The following is a 13,762-nucleotide window of genomic DNA, read 5'->3' on the forward strand; positions in this document are numbered from 1 at the left end:
AGTGAACAGCGAGAAGGAGAGCGCGATGCTGGTTCCCCATGATGCGATGGTGGTGGTCGCCGATGGCCGCAAGCTACTGATGCTGCGCAACCAGGGCGATGCGGAGTATCCGAATCTGGAAGTGGTGCGGAAGGCGCTGCACCCGAATCCAAAGGATTCCGACCAAAAGACCGATTCGTCCGGTGCGGCGTCTTCGACCCGCGGCGGCGGGCAATTTTCATCGTCTGGCGGCACGATGGGCGAAACCGATTTTCATCAGTTGGAGGAAGATCGCTTCGCCGCCGAAGTTGCGGGCATGCTGAAAGCGGAAGCGCTGCGCAACGGCTTCGAGTCGCTGATCATCATCGCGCCGCCCAAGACGTTGGGCGAGTTGCGCAAGCATTATCATGTCAGCGTCAGCGATCGCCTCAAGGGCGAACTGGCCAAGGATTTGACCGACCATCCCGTCCCGGACATCGAAAAGGCGCTGCAGGCCGCCTGAAGACGCGGCGGCGGACGTGTGCCGTGCCACGTCCGCCGCCGATCGCGAAACTATTGTTGCGACGATCCCTTCCTTGTTCGAATTCAGGACAAAGGCCGTTTCGGGACGGCCTCCACATCGCACCTGTCTCGACCCGAAACGGAAAAAAGTGCAGCCCATTCAGGCGCGGCTAATTTCTACCGAACTATAGGGAATTCCCGCCAAAAAGCTTTCGCGGCATTGGCTTGTTAATGGCTGCTTGCGAAAGTATAGCGCCTGCGGGCAATGCAGTCTCTAGAGCGGCACGCCACTGGGGACTGGTGTGGAGAGTGGGAATGGCAACTGTTTTGGGCCGTTTTGACGAGCACGATAAAAGCGTTCCTCCGGCCGCCAATGACGGCGACGACGGGTACCGGCCGAGCGACGACGAACCCTTCATGAACCCGCGGCAGCAGGAATATTTCCGCAACAAGCTGAACGCATGGAAAGACGCGATCTACCGCGAGGCGGCAGGAACGTTGAACCAGCTTCAGTCTGAGCCGCTGCGCGAAGCCGACCTCACCGACCGCGCTTCCAGCGAAACGGACTGGTCGATCGAGCTGCGCACCCGCGATCGCCAGCGCAAGCTGATCGCAAAGATCGATGCGGCGCTGCGCCGGATCGAGGAAGGCGAATATGGCTATTGCGAAGTGACCGGCGAGCCGATCCCGTTGGGCCGTCTCGAAGCCCGTCCCACCGCCACGATGACGGTCGAGGCGCAGGAGCGGCACGAGCGCAACGAGAAGATCAGCCGGGACGAGTGAATTCTACGTCAGAATCCGCTCCGGCAAAATACCGGGGCGGATTTCGGTTAATCCTTTCGTTAAGAGTTGTTGGTCTACTCCCTGCGGATGCGAATCCGCCATTGAGAGCCAAGCATGGACCAGCAGTCTTACATCCCCACCACGACGCTTTCGGCTGATGACTTTGCCGGCAAGCGCAGCGGTGTCCGCGACAGCCTGTTGCTGACCGCGCAATTTCGCGTCGACGGCGACGATGTCGGCACGGTGCGCGTGCGCAATCTCTCGGCAGGCGGGCTGATGGCCGAATATGCCGGGCCGGTCGGCCTGCGAACCGACGTCGAGGTCGAGGTCCGCGGGGTTGGTTGGGTGAAGGGCAAGATTGCCTGGGCGGCCGAAGGGCGCGTTGGGGTCGCGTTCGAGAGCGAAATCGATCCGAAGCTTGCCCGCAAGCCCGTCGGCGGTGGCACGAAAACGCCGACATATGTGAAGCCAATCTTCACGCGGCGCTGATCCTCATCGCGCGCAGTCGCAATCGCGCGCGGTCGCATCAAATACATCGCGCGGTTCGGCGGGGTCGAGGAGAACGGGGATGTGTCCGAGGCTCGCGCGACAAGCTTCTGCCGCGCGAGTCCAAGGTTTCCGACAATAGTCTGCGATTGGGACAGCTAGCGCTGCATCTCTTCCTTGACCCGCAGCTTCTCTTTCTTCAATTGCGCTAAGAGAATGTGATCGGGGAGGGGGCGCTGCGTTTCGGTGGCGATTCGCTGATCGAGCTGCGAATGTTTGGCGTTAAGTGCCGAAAGATGCCCGGTGTGCATGAAGCAGTCCTCCTTCAATGACTCTGAGGGGAGCGAACTACATCATGTTTTGTGCGGCTTGTCGCGTGCAGAATCAACACTGATCGACAGACCGGCGAAAAGCCGCGATGGTTTGCGCGCCGGACAACGATCCGGCGAGTCGGGCGCACTGGGGGCACGGAATGGACGAAAGCGAGATCCGGCGACGGTTGGAGCCGCTGCGCGCCGAGCACCGCGATCTGGATGCCGCGATTGCCGCGCTTGCGGCAGCGGGCACGGGCGACCAGCTGCAGATCGCGCGCCTCAAGAAGCGCAAGCTGAAGCTTCGCGACGAAATCTCGCTGCTCGAGGATCAATTGATCCCGGACATCATTGCATGACTGTTCCATTTTGCTGCGACGCAACGAGATTGGGACTTTCCGCGTGCCGTGATCCTGTGGCAGCAAGGCGCGTATGAAGCGTCCGGACGCCCTCACCCTCCACCGTCGGCTGGTCGACTCGCTGTATGTCGAGGCGATGGTACTGGCGGATGAGGCGCGCGGCTATTTCGACCAGCTCGGGCGTGACGAGCGCGATGCGCTGGCAGCGCTGAGCCGAGTGGCCTTTTCATGCGAATCGCTGAAGGTGACGACGCGGCTGATGCATGTCATCGCTTGGCTGCTGACCCAGCGCGCGGTCGATGCCGGCGAACTCCAACTGGCGGACGCCCGCGCATCCGGCCGGCGGCTCGGTCCCGCGCCGGAGACGGATGCGGCATTGCTCGAAGACATGCCGCATCAGGCGGTAACGATCGTGCGCGCGAGCATGGATCTGTATCGTCGTGTCGCTCGGCTCGACTCCGCATTCGATATGCCGATGGTGCCAGCGCCGAGCCCGGCGCGACGGATGCTCGATCGGCTCGCCGGCGCCTTCTAAAGCGCCAGCCGCGCCCGCGCGGTGGCATATTCCGTGCGAAGGCGCTCGATCCGTACGCCGGCGGGCTCTATGGCGTGTACCGCGCCGATGCCTTGGCCCGAGCCCCAGATGTCCTTCCAAGCTTTGGCGCCGCCGAAGTTCATCGCGCTTGGATCGCTTTCGGGGAGATTTTCGGGGTCGAGCCCCGCATTGACGATCGAGGCGCGCAGATAGTTGCCGTGTACCCCCGTGAAGAGGTTCGAATAGATGATGTCCTCGGCGCGACCGTCGACGATCGCTTGCTTGTAGTCCTGAACAGCGTTGGCCTCCGCGGTGGCGATAAAAGGCGAGCCGATATAGGCGAGGTCCGCCCCCATCGCCTGCGCTGCCAGGACGGCGCCGCCGGTCGCGATCGAGCCGGAGAGCGCTAGGGGCCCGTCGAACCATGCGCGCACCTCCTGGACGAGCGCAAACGGGCTTAGCCGCCCGGCATGGCCGCCTGCACCGGTAGCCACCAGGATCAGCCCGTCCGCGCCTTTTTCGACGGCCTTGTGGGCGAAGCGATCGTCGATAACGTCGTGCAGCGTGATGCCGCCCCAGCCATGCACCGCGTCGTTGAGTTCGGGGCGAGCGCCGAGCGAGGTGATGACGATCGGCACCTTCCATTTGGCGCAGCTCGCCACGTCCTCCTCCAGCCGCGGATTGGAACGGTGGACGATCTGGTTGACCGCGAAAGGTGCGGCCGGCGTGTCCGGATGGTCGCGGTCCCAGGCTGCCAGTTCCTCGGTGATCTGGTGCAGCCATTCGTCGAGCTGGCTTTGCGGCCGCGCATTGAGCGCGGGGAAGGACCCGACGATCCCCGCCTTGCACTGGGCAATGACCAGTTCGGGGCACGAGATGATGAACAGCGGCGAGCCGATGACGGGAAGCCGCAGACGATCGAAGAGAGCCGGTAGCGCCATGCCCGAGTGATACCGCAGCTACGAACCCTGTCTAGGCATGCGTTGGCGACGCTACGGCATCCACACGCGGCTGCTGGCGCGGCGCGCGACCGCATCCCGGAAAGCGTGCGAATCAGTCGATTTGCGTGAGGCCGGTCGCGTATTCTCGCTGCTTGGCGGCATAGAGGGCCGCACTCGCCCGCAGCATTGCCCGCTGGGCGTCGTCGAGCGGCCGCACCGCACGGGCGGGGCTGCCCATGATCAGGTGGCCGGCGGGGAATTGCTTGCCCTCGGTCACCAGCGCGCCGGCACCGACGAGGCATTCCGGACCGATCACCGCGCGGTTGAGGAGGATCGCACCCATGCCGATCAAACTACCGTCGCCGATCGTGCAGCCGTGGAGCACCGCGTGATGGCCGACCGTCACGTCCGCTCCAATCGTCAGCGACGCGCCCGGATCCGAATGGAGCAGCGCACCTTCCTGGATATTGCTGCGCGCCCCGATCAGGATCGGCGTATTGTCCGCGCGGACCACCGCGCCGAACCAGATGCTGGCACCGCTCGCCACCTGTACATCGCCGATCAGCTCTGCGCTCGGCGCGATCCAGGCGTCCGCCGCGACGTGCGGCGCGCTGCCCCCAAAGGCGTAGAGCGGCATGCGATTTAGAGCGTGAAGCTCTCGAAGCCCGCCGGCAGCGCCATATGCATGCCGAGCGCGAGCGCCAGCGCAACGGTGCCGAGCAGCAATGCGAGCGTCGAGGACAACGAGAACAGGCCCCAGCCGACGAGGGTCACGATCTGCGCATCGGCGCGCTGTTCACGGCGATTGCGCTGCATGGTCAACAGCACGAATCCGGCGGCCATTGCATACATGAACACGAAGAATTCAGCCATTGCTTCCACCCGATCACTGCTCGGTTTCAGGGCTAACCCGTTCAGCTTGCAGCATCAATCCAGGGGAATTGCGGATCGCCGCGATGCAGCATGCGTTCGCCGCATTTTTTCGGGAACAAATCGGCCGTCAGAGCGTGACGCCGCGCTTCCAGATCGCGATCTCGCGTTCGCCATTGCGCTCCGCGGCAGTCGAAGTCCCCGAGGCTATTGCCGTGATTCGCGCTAGCAGCGCGCTGCCCGCTGCCGTCATGTCTTCGGCGAGAACCTGACCTGCGTCGAAATCAATCCAGCCCGGCTTGCGGGCGGCGAGATCGCTGTTCGACGCGATCTTGATCGTCGGCACCGGGAAGCCGAGCGGCGTGCCGCGGCCGGTAGTGAACAGGATCACCGTAGCGCCCGCCGCTGCCAGCGCAGTCGAGGAAACCGCATCATTGCCCGGCGCCTCCAGCAGCGAAAGGCCCGTTCGCCGGACCCGCTGGCCATAGCCTAGAACGTCGGTGACGGCCGCGTGCCCGGCCTTCTGGACCGCGCCGAGCGACTTTTCTTCCAGCGTCGTGATGCCACCGGCGAGGTTGCCGGGGGAGGGGTTCTCCGACACGGGCTCGCCGTGGCGGGTGAAATAGGCTTTGAAGCCGTTCACTAGGTCAACAATCTCGCCGAACACCGCCTCGTTTTCCGCGCGCGCCATGAGCAACTGTTCGGCACCGAAAATCTCGGGAATTTCAGTGAGGATCGCGGTGCCGCCGGCAGCGGTGACCGCGTCGCTCATACGCCCGACAAGGGGGTTGGCAGTCAATCCTGAGAATCCGTCCGAACCACCGCACTTCACGCCCAGGACCAGTGAGGCGAGCGGCTCCTGCGACCGGACCGCCTGCTCGGCTTGTTCGACGAGCGCTTCGACCAGCGCGATTCCCTCCTCGACCTCGTCGCCGGCCGCCTGCGCCCCGATCGTGCGCAGATTTGGGTGTGAAATACCCTCCAGCATGCCGCGCATCTGGTTGGATTCACAGCCTAGTCCGACAAGGAGAACCCCGCCGGCATTGGGATGGTTCGCGAGCGCGGTGAGAATCGCCCGCGTGCCTTCCAGATCATCGCCGAGCTGTGAACAACCAAAGGGGTGTGCAAAGGCATGGATGCCGTCGACACGACCTGCGAAACGCCGCGCAGCCCGCTCTGCGATCTTCTCGGCGGTACGCCCGACACATCCCACCGTCGGCAGGATCCAGATCTCGTTCCGGGTACCCACGCGACCGTCCGCGCGTCGATAGCCGAGAAAGGTCGGGCCCGCATGCTCCGGCGCGGCTTCGAAAGCGGGGCGGTAGGTATAGCTGCCGGTCGCCGCCAGCGCGGTCGCAAGATTGTGGGTATGGACATGCTCACCCGGTGCGATGGCCCGCGTGGCCAGTCCGATCGGGAAACCGAACTTGTGCACGGGTGCCCCGGCCTCGATCGGCTGCAACGCGACCTTGTGACCCTGGGGAATATCGCTGGTGGCGGTGATCCCAAGGGCCGTTTCACCTGCTTGCAGCGGGCGGAGGGTCGTGGCGACGGGATCACGCGGATCGATTTGGAACAGGGGTTGAGTCATCAACTCGGAGTATAGGGTCATGCCGTCGCTGCTCCTAGAGGGGCTTCCAAATCATTCCCTAGCGTCGTGACGACGCGCCTTCTGCAACGCACACTCGTAGTATTCCTGAGCGGCAAGTTGCGGTCGTCTGTGTTTCGGGGCCGTTAAGCCATTGGGTCGTAAAGGGGTATCCACGCCGTGGGGGAGTTGGATCGCGTGAAGGCACCACCGCCGCAGTCGGCCTTGATCAGGTCGATGATGCGAAGTTTTCGTTGGACGATGCGGCTTAGCCGCCTGCAAGCCTGGATCATCGTCTGTACGGCGATGACGGCGACCATCTTCGCCGACTGGGCTACGGGCCCGATGGTTTCGATGACCATTGGCTATCTTTTCGTCGACATCCTTGCTGCATGGACCCTACGCGAGCGGGCGGGGATCCTGGTGGTGCTCTTCTCGATCGGGCTTGGATCTGCGTTGAACGGGGTTGGCGCCATTCCCGCGACCGATTTCCATGCGCTGTCCACCTCGGTGGTCGTGTGGAATACGGTTACGCGGGTTGCTGGTGCGGTGATGATCGTCCTGATGGTGGCGACCCTGCGCCACACCATTGACGGCGAGCTGTGGCGTTCCTCGACCGATTATCTCACCCGCTCGCTCAACGGCGGAGCATTTCGCAGCCAGTTGGAGCGGGTGGCGCAGGCCGGTCGCCGCCGCGGCTCGACCCTGTTGCTGCTCTATATGGACCTCGACGGCTTCAAGGCGGTCAACGATCGCCACGGACACGCCGCGGGCGACTTGGTGCTGCGGCGCTTCGCCGACGAGGCGCGGGCACGGATGCGGCCGGACGACCTGTTCGCCCGGCTCGGCGGCGACGAATTCTGCGCCTTTCTCGCGATCGAGCGTGGCGTGCCGCCCGAACAGGTTGCCGAGAGCCTGCACGCACGGCTCAGCGAGGCGCTGCGTTCGACGGGGCATGCGGTCACTTGCAGCATGGGCGCAGTGGTGATCGACGCGGGCGCGGCGCGCGATACCGAACGCATGATCGGACTGGCGGACGAGGCGATGCTGGAAGTGAAACGCAACGGCAAGAACGCGATCCGCATCGCCTTCGACGAGCCCGGCACGGTACGGCGGGCGGCATGACGCTTCAATTCTTCTCCGCCGCCTTCCGGCCCGAGGACGAATCGCGTCGCCAGGGCGCGGTCGATAGCCTCCGCGTGGTTTCGCCGACGGATCCCGTGCTGCATGAGCTGCTCGGCGAGGTCTGCATGGTGCTGCGGACGCCGATCGCGATGGTGACGCTTTCCGATGGCGACGTGCAGCGGGTGATCGGTGCCGTCGGGATCGAGCCGATCGTTCTGCCACGCTCGATCGCCTTTTGTTCGCATACGGTGGTCGCACCCGGCGGGCTGCTGAGCGTTCCCGATCTTCACGCGGATCCGCGCTTCCGCGCCAATCCACTGGTCGCGGGCGGCCCCTGCGTGCGCTATTATACCGGCGTGGTGGTCCGCAGCGGGCCTTTCCCGATCGGCGCGCTGTGCGGCCTCGACCGGCAGCCCCATGGGCCGGCATCGTTCCGGCAGCGGGCGCAACTGCGCAAGCTCGCGGAGGCCGTCGCCGACCATATCGGCGCGGCGCCCGCAGCTCGCTGAATCGAGGGTTTTTCCCGGAGACCGAGGCGGCTCGCTTGGAATGGCGGGGCGTAGCGGCTAGGTCGCACCCGTACGGCAACGGGAGAACAACGCCATGATCCGCACCGGCCTGATCGGCTTCGGCCTCGGCGGCACCGCCTTTCACGCACCGCTGATCGATGCCGTCGACGGGCTCGAACTCGCGGCCGTCGGCACGTCGCGCGTCGACGCAGTGGCGAAGGCCTATCCGGGCGCATCGGCGATGACGCCGGAGGCCCTTGTCGGCGACCCTTCGATCGAGCTGGTCATCGTCTCGACGCCGAATGCCTCGCATTTCCCCTTGGCGAAGGCGGCGCTCGACGCGGGCAAGCATGTCGTCATCGACAAGCCGCTGACCCCCACCGTCGCCGAAGCCGAGGCGCTGATCGCGCTCGCTGAGACTCAGGGCAGGCTGCTGGTGCCGTTCCACAACCGCCGCTGGGACAGCGACTTTCTCGCCGTGCAGGCGCTGGTCGAAAGCGGCCGCCTGGGCGAAATCCTGCTGTTCGAGGCGCATTGGGACCGTTTCCGCCCGGAATTGTCGCAGGCCTGGAAAGAAGCCGAGGGTGCCGGTCAGCTGCTCGATCTGGGGCCGCACATGCTCGATCAGGCGCTGGTGCTGTTCGGCATGCCCGAGGCGGTGCAGGGCGATGTCGCCTGCCAGCGCGGCAACAGCCCGGTCGACGATTATTTCGCGCTGACGCTGTTCTACGGCACCCGCCGCGTGGTCCTGGCGAGCTCGCGGATGATCGCGGCACCGCGGCCGCGCTTTGCGCTGCATGGACGCGGCGGCAGTTTCGTGAAGTACGGCCTTGATCCGCAGGAGGCGGCGATGCGCGCCGGCGGATCGGTGCGCGATCCTGGGCATGGTCTGGAGGACCCGGCGCAGTACGGCGTGCTAACTCTGCCCGACGGCTCGAAGGAGACGATCGCATCCGAGCGCGGGGACTATCGGCGTTTCTATGCCGGGGTGGCGGCGGCGATCCGCGAGGGCGCGGCGCCCCCGGTTGCGGCGAAGGATGCGCTTGCCGGGCTCCAGCTGATCGCACTTGCCCGCCGGAGCGCCGAGGAGGGGCGGCGTATCGCCATCGGTTGAACGGACGGCCCCGCGCGCCTTTCACAGCGCGCGGGGTCGAGCCGATCAGGGGTGCCAGCTCACCGGCAGGGTGCGCGCCGGCACATTGACGGTCGTGGTAGCGACGATGTCCTCCGCCGACTGGCCGAGCAGCACCTTGTAGCTGCCCCCGCCGATCTTCCACTGGTGCGCCGCGCCGTCGAACACGGCAAGCAGGCGCGGATCCACGGTGACCGAGACGGTCTTGGACGCGCCCGGCGCCAGCGCCACCTTCTGGAACGCGCCCAGCCGCTTCGGTGCTTCCCAACCTGCGCCCGATACATAGACCTGCGCCACGTCGGCGCCGGCGCGGGTGCCGGTATTGCGGAGCGTGAAGGTCACGGTCACCTGGCCCTTGGGCGCGGTGGCCTTCAGGCCCGAATAGGCGAAGCGGGTGTAGGACAGGCCGTGGCCGAAGGCGAATTGCGGCTTGTCGCCCTTCGCATCATACCATTTGTAGCCGACCGCGGCGCCCTCGGCGTAGCGCGTCTCGCCCTCGTTGGGCACGCTCGGCTTGGGCAGCTGCGAAACGCTGCGCGGGAAGCTGGCGGGGAGGTGGCCCGAGGGGTTGACCTTGCCGGTCAGCACATTGGCGATCGCTTCGCCACCCGCCGTGCCCGGATACCAGGCTTCGAGGATCGCGGCGGTCTTGTCGGCCCAGGGGGCGAGCACCGGCCCGCCCGTCTCGAGCACCACCACCGTCTTGGCGTTGGCGCCGGCGACCGCCCCGATCAGCGCGTCCTGATTGTCAGGCAGGGTGAGCGACACGTCGAAGGATTCGCCCGCCCACTGGGTGGCGAAGACCAGCGCGACATCGGCCTGCTTGGCAGCCGCCGCCGCCGCTGCGGCATCCGTGCCGTCGACATAGGTGATCGTCGCGCCCGGCAGCTGGCGGCGCAGCGCTTCCAGCGGCGAGGAGGGATGGTACATGATCGGGCCCGGCCAGACTTTCGGCTCGGTACCCGGCACGGCATTGCCGCCAACCGGATAGACCAGCGACGAACCGCCGCCCGCCAGCACGCCCTTGTCGGCATGGCCGCCGATAACGACGATCCGCTTGGCGCTGCCCACCAGCGGCAGCACGTCGCCCTTGTTCTGGAGCAGGACGATGCCCGCCTCTGCATCGGCGCGGGTGACCTCGGCATGCGCGCTCAGCATCGTCGAGGCGAGGTCGAGCGGCGCACTGGTGATCGGGTGATCGAACAGCCCATGCGCAAACATCGATCGAAGGATGCGGTGCGCCATCTCGTCGAGCCGCGCCTTGCTCACGTCGCCCTTGGCGATCGCGGCCTTGAGCGGCTCGCGGAAATAGGGCTGCTCGTCGAACGGCCAGCCGGACTGCTGCTCCAGGCCGGCATTGGCGGCGGCGACCGTCGTATGGGTCGCACCCCAATCCGACATCACGAAACCCTTCCAGCCCCAGTCGCGGCGCAGCACGTCGGTCAGCAGCCAGGGCTGTTCGCACGCCCACAGCCCGTCGACCTTATTGTAGCTGCACATCACCGAGCCGGGGTCCGACTTCTCGATCGCGATGTTGAAGGCGAGCAGGTCGCTCATCCGCGCCGCCGTGCGATCCAGCACCGCGTTCATCTTGTTGCGATCGGTCTCCTGGTCGTTGATCGCATAATGCTTCACGGTGGAGATGATGTGGTTCGACTGGATGCCGGAGATCTGCGCGCCGACCATCGTGCCGGCAAGCAGCGGATCTTCCCCGCCATATTCGAAATTGCGGCCGTTGCGCGGCTCGCGCATCAGGTTGACGCCGCCGGCGAGCATCACGTTGAAGCCCGACGCGCGCGCTTCTGAACCGATCATCGCCCCGCCCTTGAAGGCAAGCGCGGGGTCCCAGGTCGCGGCAGTCGCGATGCCCGACGGGAGCGAGGTGCGGCCGCGCTTGCGCTCGGCACTGCCCTGGGTCGCGACGCCGACGCCGGCATCGGTCTGCCACTGCGCCGGGATGCCCAGGCGCGGGATGCCGGGGATGTAGCCCGCGGAGCCCGGACGGGCCTCGGCCGGCGTCTTGAAGTTCTTCGGCGCGAAGTCGGTGCCGAACAGACCGAACACCAGGGTCAGCTTCTCGTCCTCGGTCATCTGCGCGAGGATCGCCTTGGCGCGCGCGTCGGGCGAGAGCTTGGCGTTGGTCCAGGGGCGCGAGGCCTGCTGCTGGGCCAGGGCCGGGGCCGTGAAGGCGGTGGTGGCGGCGAGCGCCAGCAGCGGCGCTGCCAGCTTGAGGGTGTGTCGCTTCATGTCGTCCTCTCCTCCCGGATCGTTTGTCAACGTTGTCCGCTGCCTAGCATAAGAACGGCCGCCGACAAGAGCAGGCGACCGTGCTTAGCGGCGCAGAGTATATATCAGGCGCGGATGCGCACCGGCACCGATTTTGCCGCCGGCGTCTTCGACGCGCCGTCATGGTGGCGCAGTGCGATCAGCGGGTTGAGCTCGGGATAATAGCCCGCAACGCAGCCTTCGGGCAGGTTGAAGGGCAGGACCTCCAGCCCCTCGACCACGCGATCGACGCCGTCCGAATCGTCGCCGACCAGCGCCACGCGCTGGCCTTCCTTCAGCCCGGCGCGTGCCATCTCCTTCGGACTGATCAAAAGCACGTCGCGCTTGCCCTCGATGCCGCGGAGACGATCCGAATAGCCATAGACGGTGGTGTTGAACTGATCGTTCGAACGCAGGGTCATCAGCCGGTATACGCCGTCCTCGTCCGCAAAGCCCGCCGCGTTGAGATGCTCCGGCACGGTGAACTCGGCCTTGCCGCTCTTGGTCTCCCAATCGCGCTCGCGGGCGCTGTTGCCCTTGAAGAAGCCGCCGGGCGTGAATAGCCGTTGGTTGAAGTCCTTGAACTTGTCCGGATAGGTCGTCTCGATCGCATCGCGGACCAGTGCATAGTCGTTCGCCCAGGCGTCCCAGGGGACGTTGGGATTGAGATCGAGCGTCGCCTCGGCGATGCCCGCGACGATCGCCAGCTCGGGCTGCAGGTGCGGGGAGGCGGGCTTGGCCTCGCCGATCGAGCCGTGGATGCAGCTGAGGCTGTCCTCCATCGTCACCACCTGCGGCGTGCCATTGCGCACATCGCGCTCCGACCGGACGAGGGTGGGGAGCAGATAGGCGGTCTCGCCGCAGAACAGATGGCCGCGATTGAGCTTGGTGGCGATCTGGACGGTGAGGCCCATGCCCGTCCAGGCCTTCTCCATCACCCGGTGATCGGGGATGGCGCGGAGGAAGTTACCGCCCAGGCCGAGAAAGGCGTTGATCTCGCCCTTGGCGATCGCCTCGCAGGCGGTCACCGTAGTGTGGCCCTCGTCGCGCGGCGGCTGGAAGCCATATTGCTCAGACAGCAGGTCGAGCGGCACGAGCTCGGGCTTTTCCGAAATGCCGACAGTGCGCTGGCCCTGCACGTTCGAATGTCCACGCACCGGTGACACGCCCGCGCCCAGCCTGCCGATATTCCCGCGCAGCAGCATCAGGTTCACCACGCCGGCGACATTGTCATAGCCGCCGACATGCTGGGTGAGGCCCATGCCCCAGATGCCGATCGCGCTTTCGGCCTGGATATAGACCTCGGCCGCTTCGATCAGGTCCGCGCGGGGCAGGCCGGTCTCGGCCTCGATCATCGCCCAGCTGGTGCTGCGGACCTTCTCCGCGAATGCCTCGAAGCCATGCGTGTGCTGGGCGATGAAGGCGCGATCGAGCACGCCGCCGCGGCGATCCTCCTCGGCCAGCACATGCTTGGCGATGCCGAGCATGGCCGAGATGTCGCTGCCGGGCTTCAGCTGATAATAGTGATTGGAGATCTTGGTCTTGCCGCCGGTCACCATCTGGATGCTCTGCGGATCGCGGAACTCCAGCAGACCCTTTTCGCGGATCGGGTTGAAGGTCACGATCTTGGCGCCGCGCTTGCGGGCCGCGGTCAGCGTGTGGATGAAGCGCGGGCTGTTGGTGCCGGTGTTCTGGCCGAAGAAGAAGATCGCGTCGCAATGCTCGAAATCCTCGAGCACGCAGGTGCCCACCGGCGCGCCGATCGTCGACTTGAGCGCTACCGAGGTCGTCTCGTGGCACATGTTCGAGCTGTCGGGCAGGTTATTGTGCCCGTAGAGGCGGGCGAACAGCGCCCAGGCATAGCTCGTCTCCAGGCTCGCCTTGCCCGAGGCGTAGAAGATCGTGCTCTTGGGATCATAGCCGCGCAGCTTCTTGCCGATCGCCTGATAGGCCTCTTCCCAGGTGCAGGGGAGATATTTGTCGGTGGCGCGGTCGTAGCGCATCGGGTTAGTCAGGCGACCAGCCTGTTCGAGGTCGTAATCGCTCCAGCCGCGCAGCTCGGTAAGCGTGTGCTGGGCAAAGAATTCGGGCGTGGCGCGGCGGGTGGTGAGGTCCCACAGCGTCGCCTTGGCGCCGTTCTCGCAGAATTCGAACATGTGCGGCTTGGCCGGCTTGGTCCAGGCGCACGAGGTGCACATCATCCCCCCGGGCTTGTTTTGCTTGGCGAGCGTCTTCAGGGCATCGGCGCTCGGGCGTTCGGCGCCGGCGACCAGCGCCATGCCGCGCATCGAGCCCCAGCCGCCCTCGGCGCCCGAATAATGAATCGTTCCGTCTTTCGCCCGGGCCATCGCCACGCTCCTTGCACCACATATCCTGCC

The 13,762-nt window shown here is 65.7% G+C and carries 15 protein-coding genes; 8 read left to right on the forward strand and 7 right to left on the reverse strand.

The annotated features are described in order from the left end of the window. Positions 1–25: 25 nt before the first annotated feature. The 3 genes from RT655_RS00945 to RT655_RS00955 all read left to right on the forward strand — a co-directional run bounded on the left by RT655_RS00945 (position 26) and on the right by RT655_RS00955 (position 1,752). Positions 26–481, forward strand: coding sequence for a host attachment family protein (locus RT655_RS00945; protein ID WP_313536867.1), 456 nt, complete (start codon positions 26–28; stop codon positions 479–481). Positions 482–795: 314 nt separating this feature from the next. Next, complete coding sequence (gene dksA, locus RT655_RS00950; RefSeq protein WP_121077530.1) at positions 796–1,263, forward strand: RNA polymerase-binding protein DksA; 468 nt, start codon at positions 796–798, stop codon at positions 1,261–1,263. A 114-nt stretch (positions 1,264–1,377) separates the two neighbouring features. Further along, entirely contained in the window at positions 1,378–1,752 is a 375-nt protein-coding gene (locus tag RT655_RS00955; RefSeq protein WP_313534486.1) for a PilZ domain-containing protein, read from the forward strand. 155 nt (positions 1,753–1,907) lie between these two features. Here the strand turns inward: RT655_RS00955 and RT655_RS00960 are convergent, their stop codons facing one another. Continuing rightward, a complete protein-coding gene (locus tag RT655_RS00960) occupies positions 1,908–2,060 on the reverse strand; it encodes a YdcH family protein (protein ID WP_093295841.1) in 153 nt (50 codons plus the stop codon). A 161-nt stretch (positions 2,061–2,221) separates the two neighbouring features. Between RT655_RS00960 and RT655_RS00965 the strand changes: the two genes are divergently transcribed. Together RT655_RS00965 and RT655_RS00970 are read left to right on the forward strand one after the other, a co-directional pair. Beyond that, positions 2,222–2,419 carry a DUF465 domain-containing protein gene (locus RT655_RS00965; RefSeq protein WP_313534488.1) on the forward strand — a complete coding sequence of 66 codons (198 nt, stop codon included), beginning with the start codon at positions 2,222–2,224 and terminating at the stop codon, positions 2,417–2,419. A gap of 73 nt (positions 2,420–2,492) precedes the next feature. Continuing rightward, positions 2,493–2,954, forward strand: coding sequence for a DUF1465 family protein (locus RT655_RS00970; RefSeq protein WP_313534490.1), 462 nt, complete (start codon positions 2,493–2,495; stop codon positions 2,952–2,954). Here the strand turns inward: RT655_RS00970 and RT655_RS00975 are convergent. The 4 genes from RT655_RS00975 to RT655_RS00990 all read right to left on the reverse strand — a co-directional run bounded on the left by RT655_RS00975 (position 2,951) and on the right by RT655_RS00990 (position 6,356). Continuing rightward, positions 2,951–3,895, reverse strand: a complete 945-nt coding sequence (locus tag RT655_RS00975) for a nitronate monooxygenase family protein (RefSeq protein ID WP_313534491.1) — start codon at positions 3,893–3,895, stop codon at positions 2,951–2,953. The genes RT655_RS00970 and RT655_RS00975 overlap by 4 nt on opposite strands. 112 nt (positions 3,896–4,007) lie before the next feature. Beyond that, entirely contained in the window at positions 4,008–4,532 is a 525-nt protein-coding gene (locus RT655_RS00980; protein ID WP_313534493.1) for a gamma carbonic anhydrase family protein, read from the reverse strand. Positions 4,533–4,537: 5 nt separating this feature from the next. Next, the gene (locus RT655_RS00985; RefSeq protein WP_313534494.1) at positions 4,538–4,768 is read right to left on the reverse strand and encodes a hypothetical protein; all 231 of its coding nucleotides are present in this window, start codon (positions 4,766–4,768) and stop codon (positions 4,538–4,540) included. Positions 4,769–4,895: 127 nt separating this feature from the next. After that, positions 4,896–6,356, reverse strand: coding sequence for an altronate dehydratase family protein (locus RT655_RS00990; protein WP_313534496.1), 1,461 nt, complete (start codon positions 6,354–6,356; stop codon positions 4,896–4,898). A 234-nt stretch (positions 6,357–6,590) separates the two neighbouring features. Here RT655_RS00990 and RT655_RS00995 point away from each other — a divergent pair, with 234 nt between their 5' ends. The 3 genes from RT655_RS00995 (at position 6,591) to RT655_RS01005 (ending at position 9,101) form a co-directional block, all read left to right on the forward strand. Beyond that, the gene (locus RT655_RS00995) at positions 6,591–7,478 is read left to right on the forward strand and encodes a GGDEF domain-containing protein (protein ID WP_313534498.1); all 888 of its coding nucleotides are present in this window, start codon (positions 6,591–6,593) and stop codon (positions 7,476–7,478) included. Continuing rightward, positions 7,475–7,987: a GAF domain-containing protein gene (locus RT655_RS01000; protein WP_313534500.1), complete on the forward strand. Its 513-nt coding sequence runs from the start codon at positions 7,475–7,477 to the stop codon at positions 7,985–7,987. The genes RT655_RS00995 and RT655_RS01000 overlap by 4 nt, the downstream gene beginning before the upstream one ends. Positions 7,988–8,081: 94 nt before the next feature. Next, the gene (locus RT655_RS01005; protein WP_313534502.1) at positions 8,082–9,101 is read left to right on the forward strand and encodes an oxidoreductase; all 1,020 of its coding nucleotides are present in this window, start codon (positions 8,082–8,084) and stop codon (positions 9,099–9,101) included. A 45-nt stretch (positions 9,102–9,146) separates the two neighbouring features. Here the strand turns inward: RT655_RS01005 and RT655_RS01010 are convergent, their stop codons facing one another. Together RT655_RS01010 and RT655_RS01015 are read right to left on the reverse strand one after the other, a co-directional pair. Further along, entirely contained in the window at positions 9,147–11,366 is a 2,220-nt protein-coding gene (locus RT655_RS01010; protein ID WP_313534504.1) for a beta-glucosidase, read from the reverse strand. A 104-nt stretch (positions 11,367–11,470) separates the two neighbouring features. Then, positions 11,471–13,732, reverse strand: a complete 2,262-nt coding sequence (locus RT655_RS01015; RefSeq protein ID WP_313534505.1) for an FdhF/YdeP family oxidoreductase — start codon at positions 13,730–13,732, stop codon at positions 11,471–11,473. Positions 13,733–13,762 lie beyond the last annotated feature (30 nt).

This window comes from Sphingomonas sp., assembly GCF_032114135.1.
Classification (GTDB): Bacteria; Pseudomonadota; Alphaproteobacteria; order Sphingomonadales; family Sphingomonadaceae; genus Sphingomonas.